Genomic DNA, 19,859 nt, shown 5'->3' with positions numbered 1-19,859 from the left:
CAACCGGAATGCGCACGCCCGTCACACGGCTAGGCCAACGCGTTCCACAAGACCCACAGGTCGTAACTGGTTCCACTGTTGCTGATGCACACGTAGTCGCGCCACAGACCCCGGCGTTCTCCATCGTTGCCCTTGTTGGCGCAGGAGTACGGGTCGGTGTAGTGGCTGTGGTAGTCGAACCCGGGCGGGCCGCCGGCAACGACGGACGCACTGGCCTGCGACTGCACGCCGACGAAGGTCAGAAAGATGGAGATTGCCAAGAAAGCCAAATTCCTGAAGCGCATTTTTCCCCTCTTCTTCCGATGTGCGTGCGCACTGACGGGCAACCCGAATTGAAATGCTCGCACTCAAATCGAGAGCAGCAAGCATCAATTCGCACATGAGCGGAAGGCACGGCCTCTGAGCCAAGATCCCCCCTGGCGCACTCTCAAGACTCTTTCATGGTGGGAAAGTAGCCAACACCGCCAGCCGGGTGATCAACAGCACGCATGGTCGGGACCGCTGCTCAGCCGTCACCTGACCTCAGCGCACCAGCTTCGCCAGTGGCCGGACCAGGTCGCCCCGCGTGCCCACCGCCACTCCCGACAGGCCGAGCCACTCCGCCATGTGGCGCAGCTCCGCCGCCAGTTCCGGGAGCACCCTGGCCACGTCCGCGCCCTCCTCCGCGAACGCGCCGTGGACCCGCAGGACGCCGGCCGCGCGGTCGGACTTCAGGTCGACCCGCGCCACCAGCGAACCGTCCAGCAGGAACGGGAACACGTAGTACCCGTACAACCGTTTCGGCTCCGGGACGTAGATCTCGATCCGGTAGTGGAACCCGAAGAGCCGCTCGGTGCGGGCGCGTTCCCAGATCAGCGGGTCGAACGGGCACAGCAGCGCCCGGCCCGTCACCGTCCTCGGCGTGCGAGCCGCCGTGTGGCGGTAGGCCGCGGCCTTCCAGCCGTGGACCGCCACCGGCTCCAGGATCCCGGACTCCACCAGCTCGGCCACCGCCTGGCGCGCCGGGGCCGGGCCGAGGCGGTAGTAGTCGCGCAAGTCCGTCTCCGTCGCCACGCCCAGTGCCCGCGCCGACCGCTCGATCAGCCCCCGCGCGCCCTCCTCCGCCGACACCGACTGCGACAGGATCTCCGGGGGAACCACCCGCTCGGTGAGGTCGTAGAGGCGTTCGAAGGAGCGCCGGGTGCCCGTCGTCAGCTGGCCGATGCCGAACAGGTACTCGCAGATGCGTTTGACCTCCGACCGCTCCCACCACGACCCCGGCCCCCGCCGCTGGGCGTCCGCCTCCACCGCGCGTTCGATGCCGCCCGCGCCGATCGGGCCCAGCTCCTTGACCACGGACAGGATCTCCTCGACCAGCCCCGGCGACTTCTCGATCAGCGGCCGGTAGTGCTTCCACCAGCCGTCGCGCTTCGCGCGCGAACGGAGCAACGGCCAGTCCTCGATCGGCAGCAGGCTCGCCTCGTGCGCCCACGTCTCCACCAGCAGCCGCGGCTGACGTGCCGAGTGCGCCCACGCCGCCGTGTCCAGCAGCGCCGGGTCGTACGCGCCCAGCCGCGAGAACACCGGCATGTAGTGCGCCCGGACCGCGACGTTCACCGAGTCCAGCTGCAGCAGCTGCACCCGGGAGAGCACGCGTTTCAGGTGCCGCCGTGACGGCACGACGGACGGACGTGGGTCGGCGAAGCCCTGTGCGGCCAGGAACGTCTTCCGGGCCGTCGAGACACTGATCGTTTGCATGGTCCCGTCATGGTGCCACCCACCACCGACAAAAACCGGCACCGCTATGTTCAGCACCCATGAGCGACGCCGCCGTCCGTCCCGCCGACCTGTCCGACGCCGCGGAGATCGCCCGCATCCAGCGCGACACCTGGCACGCCGCCTACGAGGACCTGCTAGGCAAGCAGGCCCTCGCGGAGCTGGACGCCACCGACCTCGCCGGCACCTGGACCGAGACCATCGACTACCCGGACAGCCAGGTCTACGTCGCCACCGAAGGCGAGTTCACCGTCGGGTTCTGCGTCGCCGGCCCCGCGCCCGAAGGCGAGGTCGCCCAGGCTGATGGGAGCCTGCCCGAGGACGCGGACACCACCGGCCTGATCGCCACCCTGCTCGTCGAGCCGCGGTGGGGACGCCGCGGCCACGCCGGACGGCTACTCGCGACGGCCGCCGCGGGCCTGCGGGCCGACGGCGCCTCCCGCGGCATCGCCTGGGTCGCCCAGGGCGACCACGCCTCCCTCGGCTTCTACCGCCGGGCCGGCTGGAACCCCGACGGCACGGTCCGCACCCTCGACACCGGCGAGCGCATGGTCCGCGAGGTCCGGCTCACCGGCACCCTCGACCTCGGCCTGGCCTGAGTCCCGGAAGAGCACCCACCGCATCACGGCGTACATGAACACGCCCTCGCAGGCGCCCGCGACCAGCCGCGAGACGTGGTATTCGACGCCCAGCGCCGTCAGTCCCGCACCCACACCCAGCAGGAACACCGCGTAATTGACGGCAATCGCCACGATGTAAAGCGCCAGCTGGGTTCCCACGGCGGCGTGGGAATGGAAGTTGAACGTCCGGTTCAGCACGAAACTCAGCCCGAACGCGCAGAGGTACGCCAGCGTGATCGCCAGCCAGACAGGCCAGCCCAGCAGCCCGTGAAAGACGGTCAGCAGCGCGAGATCGACGCCGAACGTGAAGCCGTTGATGAGGCAGAAGCCGAGAACCGTCGGGGCCACGATCCGCGACAGACCCAGCGGCAGTACGCGCACGACGGCCTGGCAGAGGGCGCCGAATCGGTCAGCGGGCGTACGGGGTTGCTCGGCGGCCACCCCGTCAGTGTTCCGACGGGAGGTGACGGGAAGCCGTCCGGCAGGTGATCTTCTGGTGCGGACCACCGGCCGAAGACGGGGGCCAACCCCCGTGCGCGGAGATTTCGAACTGATAACTTGGTAGAACGCGAGCGATTTTCGGGAGGTGACACGATGAGCTGGATCCTGCTGACGCTGGGCGTCGCGTTCGGTTCGGCCATCGTGCCGCTGATCAACGCCGAAGTCTTCCTGCTCGGGCTGTGCGCGAGCCAGCCGGGACTCCACTGGCTGTGGCTCGGGGCGGCGGTGGCGGTCGGGCAGATCGCCGGGAAGACGCTCTACTACCTGGCCGCGCGCGGGACGATCAAGCTGCCGAAGCCGTTGCACGACCGGCTGCACCGCGAACGCCCGATGACGCCTCGGCGCGTGCGCTGGCAGCTGCGGACCAAACGGATCCGCGGGTGGGTCGAGCGGCTGCGCGAGCGCTGCCACCGGCACCCGCACTGGATGGCCGGCACCTACGGAGTGAGTTCCCTGGTGGGGTTGCCGCCGTTCATGGCGACGAGCGTGCTGGCCGGGCTGGTGCGGATGCGGCTCGCGACCTTCCTCACCACGGGACTGGCCGGAAGGTGGATCCGCTTCAGTTTGATCGCGGCTTCACCCGCGATGTTCGCGGGCTGGCTGCACCACTGAAGCCGCTGTGCACAAGGCAGTCCACGCGGCAGGTGAGACGGTGAGCTGGCCGAGGTGGCGCGCTTTTGTGTCCCGGACCCCGACGGTCTCGGAGAGCGCCACCTCGACGCACTCGGCTGCCCCGCTGTAACTCGACTTGTGCCAGTCGTAGCCAACCTCGACACACTCTTCTTTCGCGGTATAGCTCGACTTTCGCCACGTGAACACGCTGCCTCCGAACTATCGCGCCGCCTCCCGAAGCAAGCCCAGTGAGGCGTCCTCGGTCAATGCCTTGCCCTGCAAGAGCTTAACGAGCTTCCGGTAGCTGTCGGTAGCCTCCAACTCGTTGATGAACGCACTGGCGTGGTGGTGCTCGATGTACACGATCGCGGAATCCGCCGAGAACTCGTAAAGGGCGAACATGCCGATCTTGCCCGGGTGATACCCCACTTCATTAGGCACGATCCGCACTGAAATGTTAGATGTAACAGCTAAGCGCAGCAGGTGATCGACCTGGTCGGACATGATGTCCGCATCGCCGACTACCTCCCGGATCGCCAGTTCGGAGATGATGGCCTTGAGCCGAACCGGGTCGTACCCGGAGAGAATGCGCTGCCGTTTCAGGCGGGCCACCAGCCGCGCATCGATCTCCTCCGCCTTGATGTCGGAGGCGGCGAGCAAAGCGCGCGCGTAGTCGGGAGTCTGCAACAGGCCCGGAATGATGAGCGGCGACCAGTTGGTGATCAGGCTCGCCGAACGTTCGCACTGCATGACCGCCGTGAGCGCGGCTGGCAGATCCGACGGGTTGGAGTCCAGCCAGTTGGGACCCTCGACATGCTGCGCCAGGGACAAGATCCGGCTCGTTACCGCGCGATCCACCCGCAGATACCCGAGAATCCGCGCGACCTCCTCGACCGGCGGCACCCGAACTCCCAGCTCCCACTGGGACAACAGTCGCGGGTCGACCTCGAGCGCCCGCGCCAGCTCACGCAACCCAAACTTCCGTGCTTCGCGTACTTCGCGCAGCGAAGCGGACAACGCCCGAGTACCCGGTGAAGTCGGTTTCATGCGGGCGATGCTACGAAAGCCCGTCATTTCCCGAACGAACGACAACTGTCAGCGAATTGCCACACCCCGGTCCCCAGGACCGCAACGGCGAAAGCCCACCCGCCGATCGGCTCGGCCAGCACCGCCACCAGCAAACAAAACGCCGAAAACCCGCCGAGCCCGCGCAGCACACCCCGCGCGGTCGCCGCGGCCGCCGACGAGCCACCTTGGACCAAGGCGAACACCACCACGACGCTCGTCCCGGTCGGGAAGGGCGCCAGCACCCCCGTCAGATCCGGGCCGAGCCACCCGGCCGCGGCCGTCAGGACCAGCACGAGCCCGGCCGTCGCGACCGCCCGGGCAGGCAGGTCCCACCACGGCAGCGTCACCGGCCGGGCCTCCTCCAGGACCGGCAGCAGCCGCGTGCCCGTCCAAGCCGCGGCCCAGGCCAGGCCCAGGGCAACCCACACCGGCACCGGCGCGAACGACAGCGCCAGGTCCAGGGACAGGCACACGAGCCAGCCGAGCACCAGCGTCCCGCCCCACCCCCGCGTCCGGGACACCCGCGCGAAGACCACCGCGAACGCCGCCAAGGACACCAGCCCGAGCAGCGACGCCGACGCGGCCCGCGCGACGAACGCCGGACCGTGCTCGAGGTACGTGATCAGCAGGATCGGGCCCGCGACCACCGGCATCGCGACCAGCAAGCCCGTCAGCCCGGGGCCCCAGCGCCGTCCGGCCAGCGATGAACCGACGACCAGCAAGGGCGCCAAGACGAGCTTGAGCACCAGCGTCACCAGCCTGCTCCAGCCGCGATGCGCACGAAGCCGCGGACGAGCGGGCTGCTCGCCGCCTTGGGCCACGCCACCACCAGCTCGCTCGGCGGGCGATCGGACATCGGGACGACGCGCAAGCCCGCCGGCAGTGGCTGGTCCACCGGGGCGAGTGCCGCGGTGCCGTTCCACAGCACCGCCTGCAGGCACTCCTGGATCGTCCGCATGACCGGGGCGTCGTCGCCGGGCGGGCCGCCCGTCCAGTAGGCCGTCCAGCGGGGGTCGGTGCCGTCCGGGAGCCGGACCCAGCGGCGCCCGGCCAGGTCCGGGGCCGACACCGCGGTCCGGTCGGCCAGGGGGTCGTCGTCCCGGAGCACCACCCCCACCCGCACCGGGCGCAGCACGTGGACGCCGATTCCCGTCCGCTCGAAGGGCGTCCTGGTCAACGCCACGTCGACCAGGCCGGCGCGCAGCCCGGCCGTCGGATCGGCGAGGTCGGCTTCGTGCACCCGCACGTCGACGTGCGGGTGCTGCTCGCGGAACAGCGGGACCAGCCGGGCGCCGACCTGCTCGGCGGCGTCCGCCAGCGTTCCGACCGTCAGGGTCGCCGCACCCGCCGCCGTGGTCACGCGGTCGCGGATGCGTCCGGCTCGCGCCAGCAGCGCGACAGCCTCGTCGTACAGGACAGTGCCCGCGTCGGTGAGCGTGACGCCCTTGGGCGTGCGCTCGAACAGCGTCGCGCCCAGCTCGTCCTCCAGCCCGCGCACGGCGCGGCTCAGCGGCGGCTGCGCCATGTGCAGGGCCCGCCGCGCGACCCACGTTCCGTTCCTCGGCCACCGCGACGAAGTACCGGAGCACCCGCAAATCCATACCCCCAGAGTATCGAGTTTGCGGAACCGGTCTTGGACGCCCCGGGCCGTCCGCGCCGATGATCGGAGTCATGAAGATCGGATGCTTCCCCTACGACACGACCCGGCAGCTGTTCGAAAGCACGTCCGTCGAAACCGCCGCCACGCTGCCCGAGATCTTCGAACGGGTGGTCCGCGGCGAACTCGACGTCGCCGAACTCGGCCTGACGTTCTACCTGCGCCTACTCGAAGAGGGCACGCCGTATGTGGCGCTGCCGATCTTCCCGAACCGGGTGTTCCGGCACTCGTGCGTCTTCGTCAACACCCGTTCAGGGATCACCGGACCGGCGGATCTCACCGGCCGGACCATCGGCGAGTTCGGCACCTACGGGCAGGACTCGGGCGTCTGGGCCAAGGGCATCCTGATGGACGAACACGGGTTTCGGCCCGAGGCGAACCACTGGGTGATCGGCGGCCTCGAACACCCGTCGGCGCCCTTCGGCTTCATCCCGCACCCGCACCCCGACGCCGTCGACGTCACCACGGCCGGAGCGGGGAAGACGCTGAGCGCCATGCTCGACGCCGGTGAGCTCGACGCGCTGTTCTCCGCCAACGTCCCGCAGTGCGTCCTCGACGGCTCCCCGAACGTCGGCCGCCTGTTCCCGGACTTCCCGGCACGGGAACGCGACTACCACCGCCGCACCGGGATCTTCCCGATCATGCACACGATCGTGGTGCGGCGAGACCTCCTCCGGGACGACCCGGGCCTGGCCCGCCGCGTCTACGCCATGTTCGAAGCCGCGAAAGACGCCGCGGCCGATCGCTACCGCCGGGGCCGGCGGCTCTACCAGGTCCAGACGATGGTGCCGTGGCTGAACGCGCTGGTCGACGACACCCTCGCCGAGTTCGGCGAGGACTGGTGGCCCTACGGCGTCGCGGCCAACCGCACCACCCTCGACACATACCTCCGGTACCACCACGAGCAGGGCTTGTCCTCGCGACGATGGCAGGTCGAAGAAATCTTCGCGCCGGAGCTACTCGGTACCTGAACTACTGGGTACCTGAACGGTCGGCGGCTTCCAGCTCGACGGCCTTGTTCATCGTCTCGCGCGCCCGCCGCCGGTCGCCCGCGATGTCGTACGCGTACGCGAGCTTGTACCAGAGCCGCCAGTTGCCCTGGTCGGCCTCGACCTCCGCGCGGCGCGCCTCGAACCACGCGTCGGCCGCGTCACGATCGACGCGGCCCGAGGGCCGGCGCGGGAGGTCCGAGACGTCCGGGAGCGCGCCCTCGGCGTCCAACCGCCGGGACAGGCGCTGGACCTGCAGGCCGTTGCGCCAGGTCACGACGATGACCCAGATCCCGAGAATCGGCAGCAGCAGGACGCCGGCGCCCAGCGCGATGCCGGCGCCCGTCCCCGTCTTGAACAGCGCGAACGCCCGGTCCGCGAGCAGGAACAGGTAGACCACCAGCGCCGCGGTCAGCAGCAGCGCGACGTTGCGGGCCCTCACAGGTCGAGGACGTTTTCCAGGCCGACCGTCAGGCCGGGCCGCGTCAGCACCGTGCGGACGCCGAGCAGCACGCCGGGCATGAACGACGTCCGGTCGAGCGAGTCGTGACGGATGGTGAGGGTCTCCCCCTCGCCGCCGAACAGGATCTCCTCGTGCGCGACCAGGCCCGGCAGGCGGACCGAGTGCACGCGGACCTCCTCGACCGTCGCGCCGCGGGCGCCGTCCAGCTCGGCCGTCGTCGCGTCCGGACCCGGCGTCACGCCCGCTTCCGCGCGCGCCGCGGCGATCATCCGGGCGGTGTGCGCGGCGGTGCCCGAAGGCGCGTCGGCCTTGCGGTTGTGGTGCAGCTCGATGATCTCGGCGGAGGAGTAGAACTTCGCCGCCTGGGCCGCGAAGCGCATCGCCAGAACCGCGCCGAGGGCGAAGTTCGGCGCGATCAGCACGCCCAGTTCGGGCTTCGGCTCCAGCAGCGCACGCAACTCGCTCAGCCGCGAATCGCTGAAGCCCGTTGTGCCGACGACCGCGTGGATGTCGTGCGCGACCAGGTACTCCAGGTTGCCCATCACCGCGTCGGGGTGGGTGAAGTCGACGACGACCTGGGCGTCGGCCAGCGGCGCGAAGTCGTCGCCCGCGTCCAGCGCCGCGACGAGCTTCATGTCCGAAGCGCCTTCGACGGCGTTCACCACCGTCGCACCCATCCGGCCACGCGCGCCGAGCACGCCGACGTTGATGGTCATGAAGCGATCACCTCGTGCAGGTCGTCAGGAAGGTCGTCGGCGTGAGCGTACGGCCCGACGACCGCCGCCGCCGTGACCCCGCCCGGCCGCGCGAACAAAGTGCGAGCGAGCGCACAGACGTCCTCGGCAGTGACGGCGTCGATGCGGGCGATCGTGTCGTCGACGCCCAGGTAGCGGCCGTAGTTGAGCTCGTTCTTGCCGATCCGCGACATCCGCGACGACGTGTCCTCCAGGCCCAGCACCAGCCCACCGCGCAGCTGGCCCTTGGCGCGGGCCACTTCGGCGTCGGTCAGTCCGTCGACACCGACCTTCTCGAGCACCTCGCGGATGACGCCGGCGACGTCGCCGAGCTTCTCCGGCTGGCAGCCCGCGTACACGGCCATGTGCCCGGTGTCGGCGTAGCTCGCGACCGACGAGTACACCTGGTACGCCAGCCCGCGCTGCTCCCGGATCTCCTGGAACAGCCGCGACGACATGCCGCCGCCGAGCGCCGCGTTGAGGACCGACAGCGCGAAGCGGCGGTCGTCGTGCCGCGACAGCGAACGCAGGCCCAGCATGACGTGCGCCTGCTCGGTGTCGTCGGTGTGCAGCGCCAGCTTCGGCACGGTCTTGATCCGGGTGCGGCCGGCACGCGGCGCGAAGGGCATCGCGGTGCCGTCCAGGCGGTCTTTCAGCGCCTTGCGCACCAGGCGCAGCACCTGGTTGTGGTCGACGTTCCCGGCCACCGCCAGGACCATCCGCGGCAGCGTGTACCGGCGCTTGTAGAAGTTCCGCAGCGCCGCGGGCGCCATCTCCACGATCGACTTCTCGGTGCCGAGCACCGGGCGGCCGAGCGGGTGGTCGCCGAGGATCGCCGTCACGAACGTCTCGTGCAGCAGGTCTTCGGGGTCGTCGTCGCGCATCGAGATCTCTTCGAGGACGACGCTGCGTTCCATGTCCATGTCGCGGTCGGTGCACAACGCCTCGAACACGACGTCGGTGACCAGGTCCATGGCGAGCGGCAGGTCGGTGTCGAGCACCTGCGCGTAGTAGCAGGTGTGCTCCTTCGCCGTGAAGGCGTTGAGCTCGCCGCCGACGGCGTCGACCTCTTCCGCGATCTGTTTGGCGTCGCGGTTCTTCGTGCCCTTGAAGAGCAGGTGCTCGAGGTAGTGCGCGGCGCCGGCGACAGCCTCCGGCTCGTCGCGGGAGCCGATGCCGACCCACAGCCCGACCGTGGCCGAGCGGGACGCCGGGACGTGCTCGGTGATCACGCGCAGGCCGCCGGGCAGGACACTGCGCTTGACGACCGCACCGTCCGAAGTGGACTCGAGCGTGCGGGTGGTGCCGACGGGCTGCTCGTGCCCGGAAACCTGCCGTGCCATGGGGTCCTTACTCAACTTGCCGTGAAGGCCACCTTGAGGAACTTGAAGTTCCTCAAGGTGGCCTTCACGAACCAACGAGCTGTCTTACTGGGCGTCGGCCGTCTCGGCGTCGGCGGCGGGCGCGTCAGCCTCGGCGGCGGCCGGGGCTTCGTCCTCCTTGACCACGATCAGGCTGATCTTGCCGCGGTTGTCGATGTCGGCGATCTCGACGCGGAGCTTGTCGCCCACGTTGACCACGTCTTCGACCTTGTTGATCCGCTTGCCGCTGCCCAGCTTGGAGATGTGCACCAGGCCGTCCTTGCCCGGCAGCAGCGAGACGAACGCGCCGAACGCGGCCGTCTTCACCACGGTGCCGAGGAAGCGCTCGCCGACCTTGGGCAGCTGCGGGTTGGCGATGGCGTTGATCAGGTCGATCGCCGCCTCCGCCGACGGGCCGTCGGCCGCGCCCACGTAGATCGTGCCGTCGTCCTCGATGGAGATGTCGGCACCGGTCTGCTCGGTGATCGAGTTGATCATCTTGCCCTTCGGGCCGATGACCTCGCCGATCTTGTCCACCGGGATCTTCACGCTGGTGACGCGCGGCGAGTACGGGCTCATCTCGTCCGGGCTGTCGATCGCCTCGGCGATGACCTCCAGGATGGTGTGACGAGCGTCCTTCGCCTGCTTCAGCGCGGCGGCGAGCACCTCGGAGGGGATGCCGTCGAGCTTCGTGTCCAGCTGCAGCGCGGTGATGATGTCCTTGGTGCCGGCGACCTTGAAGTCCATGTCGCCCATGGCGTCTTCGGCACCGAGGATGTCGGTCAGCGCGACGTAGCGGGTCTCACCGTCGACCTCGTCGGAGATGAGGCCCATCGCGATACCCGCGACCGGCGCCTTCAGCGGCACGCCGGCGTTGTACAGCGCCATCGTGGACGCGCAGACCGAGCCCATCGACGTCGAGCCGTTGGAGCCCAGCGCCTCGGAGACCTGGCGGATCGCGTACGGGAACTCGTCCCGCTTCGGCAGCACCGGCACCAGGGCGCGCTCGGCGAGCATGCCGTGGCCGATTTCGCGGCGCTTCGGCGAACCGACGCGGCCGGTCTCGCCGGTGGAGAACGGCGGGAAGTTGTAGTGGTGCATGTAGCGCTTGTGCGTCTCCGGGGACAGCGAGTCGATCTGCTGCTCCAGGCGAAGCATGTTCAGCGTGGTGACGCCCAGGATCTGGGTTTCGCCGCGCTCGAACAGCGCCGAACCGTGCGCCCGCGGGATCACGGCGACCTCGGCCGCGAGCGACCGGATGTCGGTGAGGCCACGGCCGTCCATGCGGATCTTGTCCGTGAGAACGCGCTTGCGCATGATCTTCTTGGACAGCGCCTTGAACGCGGCGCCGATCTCCTTCTCGCGGCCCTGGAAGGCTTCGCCCTCGCCGATGCCGACCTTCTCCAGGACGGCGGCCTTGACCTGGTCGGTCGCGGCGTCGCGATCCTGCTTGCCGACGATCTGGAGCGCGTTCGCCAGGTCGTCGGTCGCGATCGCGGCGACGGCCTCGAAGGCGTCCTGCTCGTAGGCCAGGAAGACCGGGAAGTCGCCGGTCGGCTTGGCGGACACGTCGGCCAGCTGCTGCTGGGCCTCGCACAGCACCTTGATGAACGGCTTGGACGCCTCGAGGCCCTGCGCGACCGAGACCTCGTCCGGCGCCTTGCCGCCGGCGGCGATCAGGTCGAGCGTGTTCTCGGTGCCCTCGGCCTCGACCATCATGATGGCGACGTCGTCACCGACGATGCGACCCGCGACGACCATGTTGAAGGTGGCCTTCGCGAGCTGCGACCAGGTCGGGAACGCGACCCACTGGTCCTCGACCAGCGCGACGCGCACGCCGCCGACCGGGCCGGAGAACGGCAGGCCGGCGATCTGGGTCGACGCCGACGCGGCGTTGATGGCCAGCACGTCGTACGGGTCGTCCGGGTTGAGGCTCTGGACGGTGATGACGACCTGGATCTCGTTGCGGAGACCGTCGGTGAACGACGGGCGCAGCGGCCGGTCGATCAGGCGGCAGGTCAGGATCGCGTCGGTCGACGGGCGGCCCTCGCGGCGGAAGAACGCGCCGGGGATGCGGCCGGCCGCGTACATGCGCTCCTCGACGTCCACCGTCAGGGGGAAGAAGTCGAAGTGGTCCTTCGGGTGCTTCGACGCGGTCGTCGCCGAGAGCAGCATGGTCTCTTCGTCGAGGTACGCGACGACGGCGCCGGCGGCCTGCTTGGCGAGGCGACCCGTCTCGAAGCGGACGGTGCGGGTGCCGAACCGGCCGTTGTCGATCACGGCTTCGGTCTCGTGCACGGTGACTCCGGTGGAGTCGGTCATAGATGCTTCTCCTCTTTGGTTCCTTCTATACGGCGCGAGTCTCCCACCCTGGGACCCATTTCGCCTGAGGACGCTCGAGGAGTGAGGCCGGTCTTCGATCGAAGCCCCCGGGACTCTTCCCGGGAACCACTACCGAGGACCGGCGGACGGACCCTCGTGCGCGCTCGCGCCGTTCTGCGTAGTGCACCGAGGGGGAGCGACCTGGGTGACGGCCACTCCCCCTCGGGTTCAAGCTATCGGCGCAGGCCGAGGCGCTGGATCAGCGCACGGTAACGCTCGATGTCCACCTTCATCACGTAGTTCAGCAGCCGGCGGCGACGGCCGACCAGCAGCAGGAGCCCGCGACGCGAGTGGTGGTCGTGCTTGTGTTCCTTGAGGTGCTCCGTGAGGCCGACGATGCGCTTGGTCAGCAGCGCGACCTGGGCCTCGGGGGATCCGGTGTCCGAGTCGTGCACGCCGTACTCGGCAAGGATCGACTTCTTCTCTTCGGTGGACAGCGCCACTTGTGTTGCTCCTCGAAATAATCAGTGCCGTGCGGCCCCGGACGTGGATGAACGCCGGGAAGACGGTCACGGCCGCCACGGACTGCAGCCGGACCCGATCATTGAGGTTACCAGCCCGCTGAACAGGGTCTTCAGGCACGTGTGCCTTCAGGCGCGGTCCAACTCGAACGAGCGGGCCACCCGGTAGCGGGTTCCGCCCGGCTCGCGCTCGCTGGCCATCAGCGCCACCTCGGTGGCCTGCCAGCTCCGGCTCGCGAAGCTCGAGAGACGTTCTGTCCAACGCGCGCCGAGGCCCGGTTCTTCCCGGGGGAACCGCGCGAGCGTCAGGTGGGCCGTGTACGGCCTCGCTTCGGCGTCGGCACCCGCGGCGTGCGCGAGCGGCGTCAGTTCCGTTCCGGCGACAGTCAACCACAGCACTCCGGGGAACGTCGCGGCCTTTTCCAGCCGGACGTCGACGGCGGCCCGCCCGGCCAGCCGCTCCGCCAGCCAGGCGCCGCGTTTCTCCAGGTCGTCCTGCCCGTAGTAGGCGAGGGTGATGTGCCAGCGCTCCGGCGGCTCCCAGCGGCGGCCGTCACCGGGTTCGCCGAGGGCTTCGGGGAGGGCTTCGGCGAGCGCCGCTGTGATTGCTTCCACGACGTCGTCCGGCGGGAGCAGCGCGCTGAACAGAACCGGCATCAGGAACCGTTGCCTGCCCGGCGGAGCAGGTCGGCGATGGCCGGGAAGTCCTCGTCGAGCCGCTTGGCGGCCTCGCCCAGGTCCTCGTCCTCGGCCACGTCGCGCAGGTAGGCCAGCACCTTCTGGTACTCGTTGACCACCGGGATGTTGTCGCGGCCGACGGTGGGCCGGGAGTCGCGGACGTCCTCCATCGCGGCCAGCATCGCCTCGCGGTTGCCGGCGGCCACCTCGGGCACGAGGATCTTGCGCTCGAGCATGATCATCCTGGCCAGCACGACCGGGTTGCCGATCTTCGCCCGCCGCCCGCTCATCACCTGGCTGAGCATGGGGGCGCTGATCCCGAGAACCTCGGCCAGGAACGCCTGCGAAACGTCGAACGCGACGACGAGCCGGCGCACCCGGTCGCCGAGCGGCTCTCCGTACCACTCGCGCTGCAACGCGATGTTGCGCTGGACGATCTTGTGGTCCTCCACCAGTTCCCGCTCCCCTAACCGCTCGCACACCGTCCGTGCGCATCTTGCCACCGCTGTCACGTGCGTGAACGCGAAATCCCCTCTTCGCCCCCTTCGGGGAGGGCCTTGCGCGTCGCCACGACGTCCTCGTCGATCTGGGCGACCAGCCCGGCCGAATCGGCGAACCGCACCTGGTCGCGCAGCCGGGTCACGAAGTCGATCGCCACGTGCTGGCCGTAGAAGTCCTCGTCGACGTCGAGGACGAACGCCTCGACGGTCCGCTCGCGCCCGGAGAACGTCGGGTTCGTGCCGACCGAGACCGCGGCGCGCAGCCGGCGTCCGGGGTCAGCCGAGCGGGTGAACCACGCGCTGTACACGCCGTCGGCCGGGACGGCGGCGAAGCGCGGCGTCGACAGGTTCGCCGTCGGGTAGCCCAGGTCGTGGCCGCGGCCGACGCCGCGGACGACGATGCCCTCCAGCCGATGCGGGCGGCCCAGCGCCTCGGCGGCGGCCACGACGTCACCGGCGTCGATGCACGACCGGACGTACGTGCTCGAGAACGTGATCGCCGATTGGTCCTCTTCGGACAGTTCCTTGCCCTGCAGTTCGGCGCCGTACGCGGCGAAGCCGAAGCGGCGGCCCAGGGTGCGCAGCAGCTCGACGTCGCCGGCGGCTTTGGCCCCGAAGGTGAAGTTGTCGCCGACGATCACCGCGGCCGCGTGCAGCCGGTCGACCAGGACCTCGTGCACGAACTCCTCCGGCAGCAGCCGGGACAGCTCCAGGGTGAACGGCAGCACGCAGAAGACGTCGATGCCGAGGCCTTCGACGATCTCGGCCTTGCGCCGCAACGTCGTCAGCTGCGCCGGGTGGCTGCCCGGGCGCAGCACCTCCGACGGGTGCGGGTCGAAGGTCAGCATGACGCTCGGCAGCCCCCGCTCGGCCGCCGCGGCCACGGTCCGGCTGATCAGCTCCTGGTGCCCCCGGTGCACCCCGTCGAACACGCCGATGGTGACCACGCACCGGCCCCAGCTGCCGGGAAGGTCCCCCAGCCCACGCCACCGCAGCACGCCACACTCCCGTCTCTCGAGACCACCCTAGGCGGGCAGCAAAACGACCACTGCGCGGGACACGCCTTCTTCGTCGGCGGCCAGGGCAAGCACCCGGCCGTCGGGCCCGAAGAGCCCGTAGGTGCCTTCGACGCCGACCGCCGGGATGCGCTGGCCGTGACGGACCGCTTTCGCCGTCGCGGCGTCGAGGTCGCGCCGCGGGAAGGCGGCGGTGACGGCGGCGTCGAGGTCGAGGCTCAGTTCGGGCTGTTCTTCGAGCTGGTCGAGGGTCCTCGCCTTGGCGAGGGTGAAGGGCCCGACGGTGGTGCGCCGGAGGGCCTTCAGGTGACCGCCGACGCCGAGGTCGACGCCGAGGTCGCGGGCCAGCGCGCGGACGTAGGTGCCGGACGAGCACTCGACGACCGCGTCGACCTCGACGTGGTCGTCCTCGTGGCGGACGGCCAGGACGTCGAAGCGGTAGACGGTGACCGGGCGGGGCGGGATCACGACGTCCTCGCCGGCGCGGACCCGGGCGTAGGCGCGCTTGCCGTCGATCTTGACGGCGCTGACCGCGCTCGGCACCTGCTGGATGTCGCCGGTCAGCTTCCGCACGCCGCTCGCGATGTCTTCGTCTTCGACGTTCGCGGTCTCGGCTCGGGTCAGGACTTCGCCCTCGGCGTCGTCGGTCGTGGTGCTGCTGCCCAGGCTCAGGGTGGCCAGGTAGGTCTTGCGGTCCAGCGCCAGGTGGCCGAGCAGCTTGGTGGCGCGCTCGATGCCGAGCACCAGCACGCCGGTCGCCATCGGGTCGAGCGTGCCGGCGTGCCCGACCTTGCGGGTGCCCATGATGCGGCGGGCGCGGGCGACGACGTCGTGCGACGTCATGCCGGCGGGCTTGTCGACGATGAGCAGGCCGGGCGGCGGGGCGGGGCGGCGGGGCGGTTTCGGGCTCGACACGCGGGAAACCCTAGCGGCCGCCGGTCGTGCTCCGGATGATGGTCACTTTCACGTGAAAGTGGCGCTTTCAGGCGGCGGCGACCGGTGCCTCGGGCAGGGCGGCGTCCCAGCGGCGGCGGGTGATCCGCACCGGGAGTTCCTCGCCGCGGGCTTCCGCCTGGAAGAGGTGGGCGCGGGCCCGGCGCCACCACACGAGCATCCGGGACGTGCCGAACGCCAGCACCACCACGATCGCCAGCAGCGCGAGCCGGAAGTTCCCGCCGGTCGCCTGCAGCAGCACGCCGACGGCGAGCGCGGCGATCGTCGTCGCCACGAACCCGCCGACGTTGACCACGCCGGTCGCCGTGCCCACGCGCTTGAGCGGGTTGTAGTCGCGGGCCAGGGCGAAGCCGATCATCGAGACCGGGCCGCCGAGGGCCAGGAAGGCGAACGCGGGCACCAGCACCGCCACCGGCACCTGGCCCGGCCAGCCCAGCAGCACCGCCCAGACCAGCGCGGCGCCGCCGACGTACCCGCCGACCAGCGGCATCCGCAGCGACGGGCGCCGTCCGATCAAGCCGCCCAGCAGCGGCCCGCCCGCCATCGACCCGAAGACGAACACGGTGAGCAGCGCGCTGGCGGTGGCCGTCGACTGGCCCTGCCCCTGGACCAGCCACGGCACGCCCCACAGCAGTGTCAGCGCGCCGGGTGCGAACATCGTGCTGAAGTGCACCCAGAAGCCCAGGCGCGTCCCCGGCGTCCGCCACGCCTCGGCGACCTGGTGCGCGAGCTCGCGCGGCGGGACGGCTTCGCGGACCGGCTGCGGGACGCCCGCCGGGACGTCGCGGACCCAGAGCGTCACGACCAGGGTGTAGAGGACCGTGACGGCGCCGACGGCCAGGAAGGTGGGCGTCCAGCCGGCGTCGTCGAGCAGCAGCGCCAGCGGGACGGTCGCGGCGAGGTTGCCGATGTAGCCGATGGCCGAGGTGAACGACATCAGCAGCGCGTACTGGCCGCCCGGGAAGTGGGCCGCGACCAAGCGCAGCACGCTGACGAACGTGAGCGCGTCGCCGAGGCCGAGTACCCCGCGGGCGAACAGGGCGAGGCCGTAGGAGTGGGCGACGCCGAGCAGGATCTGGCCGACGCCGAGCACCAGCACCGCGACGGTGAGCACGCGGCGGGGACCGTAGCGGTCGACGAGGACGCCGGTCGGGATCTGCATCGCGGCGTAGACGCCGACCTGCAGCACGGTGAAGGTGCCGAGCGCGGCCGCGCCGACGCCGAAGCGCTCGGCCGCCTGCAGCCCGGCGACGCCGAAGGAGGTGCGGTGGAAGACCGCGAAGAGGTAGACGGTGACGGCGGCGAGCCAGATCAGCCAGGACCGGGCGGTGGCACGGCCGGTGGCGGGCGGCACAAGGACCTCCAGGGTTTCGGCGATTCGGACGCAGGACGCCCGCGTTGCCGTCCCTACTACTTGTATCGCCTAAGCAACGTCGAAACATAGCCGTTACCCGGGTGGTTTTCACCACAACCCCGTGATCAGAGAGTCGACACCCGTGATTGAAGGGTCGACTCGCGTGATCGAAGCCGGAACCCGTGTGATGGGAGACGTAACTCGCGTGATCAGGGCCGGAACTCGCGAGTTCCGGCTTCAATCACGCGGGTTACGGGCCTGATCACGCGAGTTCCGGCTTCAGGCGGGGCGGATGGCGCCGGTTACCGCCCAGTTGCCGGAGCGCCAGCGGGCCAGGACCGCCGCCAGGCGGAGGACCATGAACAACGAGAGGCCGGTCCAGATGCCCGTGAGGCCCCAGCCCAAGCCCAGGGATGCCCAGATCAGGGGCAGGAAGCCGAGGGCCGCGCTGCCGAGCGTCGCGTTGCGGAGGAAGGCCGCGTCGCCCGCGCCCAGGAGGACGCCGTCCAGGGCGAAGACCACTCCGGCGATCGGCTGGAGCGCCACGAAGAACCACCACGCGTGCGGGATCTCCGCCAGCACGCCCGGGTCGGACGTGAACGCGTGCGGCAGCACCCACGACAGCGCCGCGAACAGCACGCACAGGAAGCAGCCGAGCAGCAGCCCGTACCCGGTGATCTGCGACGCGACCCCGCGCGCCTGCCGGGCCGAGCCCGCGCCGAGCGCGGCCCCGACCAGCGACTGCGCGGCGATCGCCACCGAGTCCAGCACGAGCGCGAGGAACGTCCACAGCTGCAGCACCACCTGGTGGGCGCCGACCGCCTCGGTCGACGTCCGGGCCGCGACGGCCGCCGCCGAGACGAAGCAAGCCTGGAACGCCATGCTGCGCAGCACCAGGTCCCGGCCGAGGCCGAGCTGGGCGCGCATCACCTTGAAGTCCGGCCGCAGCCCCACCTTTTCGCGCACCAGCGCGGCGAAGAACAGCGACGCCGAGATCACCTGCGCGACGACGTTGGCGATCGCCGAGCCCTCCAGGCCGAGCCCCGCCCAGTAGACGAGGGCCGGGCACAGCACGGCCGAGATCCCGTTGCCCGCCAGTACGTACCGCAGGGGTTTCGCGGCGTCCTGCACGCCGCGCATCCAGCCGTTGCCGGCCATGGTGACGAGGATCAGCGGCGCCCCGAACAACGCGATCCGCAGCCACGACACGGCGGCGGAAGCGATCTCGTCACTGCCCGAGAGCACCCGCGCGATCGGCCAGGCCAGCAGCTGCCCGGCGACCAGCACGAAGAGCCCGACGAGCAGCGCCAGCCACGTCGCCTGCACGCCTTCGCGGACGGCGTCGGCCCGGCGGCCGGCGCCGTGCAGCCGGGCGGTGCGGGACGTCGTGCCGTACGACAGGAACGTCAGCTGGCTCGACACCTGCGCCAGCACGACCCCGCCGAGCGCGAGCCCGGCCAGCGACAACGCGTCGAGGTGACCGACGACGGCGGTGTCGACCAGCACGTACAGCGGCTCGGCGGCCAGCACCCCCAGCGCGGGCACGGCCAGGCCCAGCACGCGCTTCGCCGGTACCCGCTCGGTCTCGTCCACGTTCACCACGAACCGGACTCTAACCGCCGGCACCGACAGTTCCGGCCGGCGGGAACCCGGGAACTTTCCGGCCCCGCCGTCCGACGCCCGGGGTCGCGACAAAAGTCCTGAATGACTCATTCAGGGCGTCGGCGGTCCTGAATGAGTCATTCAGGACCTGGCCTCGCGGCTCAGAGCAGCGGCGCCCGCTCCAGCGCGTCGCGCAGACCCGCGACCACCTCCGAAGCCGAGCCCGCGATCGTGCAGCCCGCGGCCTGCCGGTGCCCGCCGCCGCCGAACTCCGCCGCCACCGCCGAGACGTCGATTCCCTTGGAGCGCAACGAAATCTGCCACTGCGCCGGGTTCGCCAGGTCCTGTTTGAGCACCGCCGCGACGGCCGCCTCGCGCACCGAGCGGACGACGTCGACGACCGACTCGACCTCTTCGGCGCGGACCGTCCGCGCCGCCTCCTCCCGGACCACTGCGTGCACGAAACCCCGGCCCTGGGCCGCCTCCGGCTCCAGCTGAGCCTCGCGAAGCACCGACGACAGCATGGGCAGCCAGGCGAACGGCCGCTCGTCGACGATCCGCCGCACCACCGCTTCGGCGTCGACGCCCGCTTCCAGCAGCCGCGCCGCCATCCGGTGGGTCTCCGGGCTCGCCCGCCGGAACCCGCTGGTGTCGGTGACGATCCCCGCGTAGATCCCGCGCGCGATCGGCTCGTCCAGCTCGACGGCCATCTCCTCGAGGACCCGGAACACGAGGATCGCGCTGGCCTCGGCGCTCTCGTCGACCACGTTGCAGCTGCCGTAGAACGTGTTGGTCGCGTGGTGGTCGATCACCAGCACCGCGCCGGCGAGCTCGACGCGCCCGGCGAGCCGGCCGAGCCGCTTCGGCGTCGGCGTGTCGACGCAGACCAGCAGCGCTTCGGTGTCGGGCAGGTCGTCCGGGTGGGTGAGCAGGCCGTCCTCGTCGAGCCACCGCAGCGTCTCCGGGGCCTCGTCGGGCTCGCCGAAGGAGACACGCACCTTCGCGCCGCGCTGGAGCAGCGCCCGGCCGAGGGCGAGCGCGCTGCCCAGGGCGTCCGCGTCCGGCCGGACGTGCCCGAGCACCGTCACGTCGGTGGCCGACGCGAGCAGCGCGGCCGCGTCCCGGATGTCCTGCGCCAAAGTAGGGGTCACG

The 19,859-nt window shown here is 70.5% G+C and carries 20 protein-coding genes and 2 pseudogenes; 3 read left to right on the top strand and 19 right to left on the bottom strand.

What is annotated here, in order from left to right:
- Positions 1 to 29: 29 nt before the first annotated feature.
- Together A3CE_RS0141605 and A3CE_RS0141600 are read right to left on the bottom strand one after the other, a co-directional pair.
- Positions 30 to 260 (bottom strand): hypothetical protein, encoded by a 231-nt coding sequence (locus A3CE_RS0141605; RefSeq protein WP_020646038.1) that lies wholly within the window; start codon positions 258 to 260, stop codon positions 30 to 32.
- A 262-nt stretch (positions 261 to 522) separates the two neighbouring features.
- Positions 523 to 1,737, bottom strand: a complete 1,215-nt coding sequence (locus A3CE_RS0141600) for a winged helix-turn-helix domain-containing protein (protein WP_020646037.1) — start codon at positions 1,735 to 1,737, stop codon at positions 523 to 525.
- Between the two features lie 59 nt (positions 1,738 to 1,796).
- Here A3CE_RS0141600 and A3CE_RS0141595 point away from each other — a divergent pair, with 59 nt between their 5' ends.
- Entirely contained in the window at positions 1,797 to 2,354 is a 558-nt protein-coding gene (locus A3CE_RS0141595; RefSeq protein WP_020646036.1) for a GNAT family N-acetyltransferase, read from the top strand.
- 66 nt (positions 2,355 to 2,420) lie between these two features.
- On the opposite strand, the pseudogene A3CE_RS59020 reads toward A3CE_RS0141595, so the two are convergent.
- Positions 2,421 to 2,723: pseudogene (locus A3CE_RS59020) on the bottom strand (GtrA family protein); the annotation flags it as partial.
- Positions 2,724 to 2,969: 246 nt separating this feature from the next.
- Between A3CE_RS59020 and A3CE_RS0141585 the strand changes: the two are divergent.
- Positions 2,970 to 3,488, top strand: a complete 519-nt coding sequence (locus A3CE_RS0141585; RefSeq protein ID WP_020646034.1) for a YqaA family protein — start codon at positions 2,970 to 2,972, stop codon at positions 3,486 to 3,488.
- On the opposite strand, the gene A3CE_RS52405 is transcribed toward A3CE_RS0141585, so the two are convergent.
- The 4 genes and pseudogenes from A3CE_RS52405 to A3CE_RS52400 all read right to left on the bottom strand — a co-directional run bounded on the left by A3CE_RS52405 (position 3,453) and on the right by A3CE_RS52400 (position 6,157).
- A complete protein-coding gene (locus A3CE_RS52405) occupies positions 3,453 to 3,695 on the bottom strand; it encodes a DUF397 domain-containing protein (protein WP_043791368.1) in 243 nt (80 codons plus the stop codon). The genes A3CE_RS0141585 and A3CE_RS52405 overlap by 36 nt on opposite strands.
- A gap of 12 nt (positions 3,696 to 3,707) precedes the next feature.
- On the bottom strand, positions 3,708 to 4,535 hold the full coding sequence (locus A3CE_RS0141580; protein ID WP_169524050.1) for a helix-turn-helix domain-containing protein: 828 nt from the start codon (positions 4,533 to 4,535) through the stop codon (positions 3,708 to 3,710).
- 23 nt (positions 4,536 to 4,558) lie between these two features.
- Complete coding sequence (locus A3CE_RS0141575; RefSeq protein ID WP_020646032.1) at positions 4,559 to 5,311, bottom strand: hypothetical protein; 753 nt, start codon at positions 5,309 to 5,311, stop codon at positions 4,559 to 4,561.
- Positions 5,308 to 6,157 (bottom strand): annotated as a pseudogene (locus A3CE_RS52400) (LysR family transcriptional regulator). Before A3CE_RS52400 ends, A3CE_RS0141575 begins: the two are co-directional and overlap by 4 nt.
- Positions 6,158 to 6,215: 58 nt before the next feature.
- Here A3CE_RS52400 and A3CE_RS0141565 point away from each other — a divergent pair.
- Complete coding sequence (locus tag A3CE_RS0141565) at positions 6,216 to 7,184, top strand: substrate-binding domain-containing protein (protein WP_020646030.1); 969 nt, start codon at positions 6,216 to 6,218, stop codon at positions 7,182 to 7,184.
- A 1-nt stretch (position 7,185) separates the two neighbouring features.
- On the opposite strand, the gene A3CE_RS0141560 is transcribed toward A3CE_RS0141565, so the two are convergent.
- The 12 genes from A3CE_RS0141560 to A3CE_RS0141505 form a co-directional block, all read right to left on the bottom strand.
- A complete protein-coding gene (locus A3CE_RS0141560; RefSeq protein WP_020646029.1) occupies positions 7,186 to 7,644 on the bottom strand; it encodes a tetratricopeptide repeat protein in 459 nt (152 codons plus the stop codon).
- Positions 7,641 to 8,381, bottom strand: a complete 741-nt coding sequence (dapB, locus tag A3CE_RS0141555; protein WP_020646028.1) for a 4-hydroxy-tetrahydrodipicolinate reductase — start codon at positions 8,379 to 8,381, stop codon at positions 7,641 to 7,643. Before dapB ends, A3CE_RS0141560 begins: the two co-directional genes overlap by 4 nt.
- The gene (locus A3CE_RS0141550) at positions 8,378 to 9,742 is read right to left on the bottom strand and encodes a M16 family metallopeptidase (protein WP_020646027.1); all 1,365 of its coding nucleotides are present in this window, start codon (positions 9,740 to 9,742) and stop codon (positions 8,378 to 8,380) included. The genes dapB and A3CE_RS0141550 overlap by 4 nt, the downstream gene beginning before the upstream one ends.
- Positions 9,743 to 9,826: 84 nt before the next feature.
- Entirely contained in the window at positions 9,827 to 12,082 is a 2,256-nt protein-coding gene (locus A3CE_RS0141545) for a polyribonucleotide nucleotidyltransferase (RefSeq protein WP_020646026.1), read from the bottom strand.
- A 233-nt stretch (positions 12,083 to 12,315) separates the two neighbouring features.
- Positions 12,316 to 12,585, bottom strand: coding sequence for a 30S ribosomal protein S15 (gene rpsO, locus A3CE_RS0141540; protein WP_020646025.1), 270 nt, complete (start codon positions 12,583 to 12,585; stop codon positions 12,316 to 12,318).
- 147 nt (positions 12,586 to 12,732) lie between these two features.
- Entirely contained in the window at positions 12,733 to 13,260 is a 528-nt protein-coding gene (gene thpR, locus A3CE_RS0141535) for an RNA 2',3'-cyclic phosphodiesterase (RefSeq protein WP_020646024.1), read from the bottom strand.
- Positions 13,260 to 13,733, bottom strand: coding sequence for a helix-turn-helix domain-containing protein (locus A3CE_RS0141530; RefSeq protein ID WP_020646023.1), 474 nt, complete (start codon positions 13,731 to 13,733; stop codon positions 13,260 to 13,262). Before A3CE_RS0141530 ends, thpR begins: the two co-directional genes overlap by 1 nt.
- A 56-nt stretch (positions 13,734 to 13,789) precedes the next feature.
- A complete protein-coding gene (locus A3CE_RS0141525; RefSeq protein WP_020646022.1) occupies positions 13,790 to 14,779 on the bottom strand; it encodes a bifunctional riboflavin kinase/FAD synthetase in 990 nt (329 codons plus the stop codon).
- Positions 14,780 to 14,806: 27 nt separating this feature from the next.
- Positions 14,807 to 15,712 carry a tRNA pseudouridine(55) synthase TruB gene (gene truB / locus A3CE_RS0141520; RefSeq protein WP_020646021.1) on the bottom strand — a complete coding sequence of 302 codons (906 nt, stop codon included), beginning with the start codon at positions 15,710 to 15,712 and terminating at the stop codon, positions 14,807 to 14,809.
- 67 nt (positions 15,713 to 15,779) lie between these two features.
- On the bottom strand, positions 15,780 to 17,105 hold the full coding sequence (locus A3CE_RS0141515; RefSeq protein WP_020646020.1) for an MFS transporter: 1,326 nt from the start codon (positions 17,103 to 17,105) through the stop codon (positions 15,780 to 15,782).
- A 279-nt stretch (positions 17,106 to 17,384) separates the two neighbouring features.
- Positions 17,385 to 18,704 (bottom strand): MATE family efflux transporter, encoded by a 1,320-nt coding sequence (locus A3CE_RS0141510; RefSeq protein ID WP_020646019.1) that lies wholly within the window; start codon positions 18,702 to 18,704, stop codon positions 17,385 to 17,387.
- A 164-nt stretch (positions 18,705 to 18,868) separates the two neighbouring features.
- A complete protein-coding gene (locus A3CE_RS0141505) occupies positions 18,869 to 19,858 on the bottom strand; it encodes a DHH family phosphoesterase (protein WP_026469362.1) in 990 nt (329 codons plus the stop codon).
- Position 19,859: the final 1 nt, after the last annotated feature.

This window comes from Amycolatopsis balhimycina FH 1894 (genome assembly GCF_000384295.1).
Lineage (GTDB): Bacteria > Actinomycetota > Actinomycetes > Mycobacteriales > Pseudonocardiaceae > Amycolatopsis > Amycolatopsis balhimycina.
Note: the sequence above shows the minus strand (reverse complement) of the source record. Positions and strands in the feature narration are given on the sequence as shown.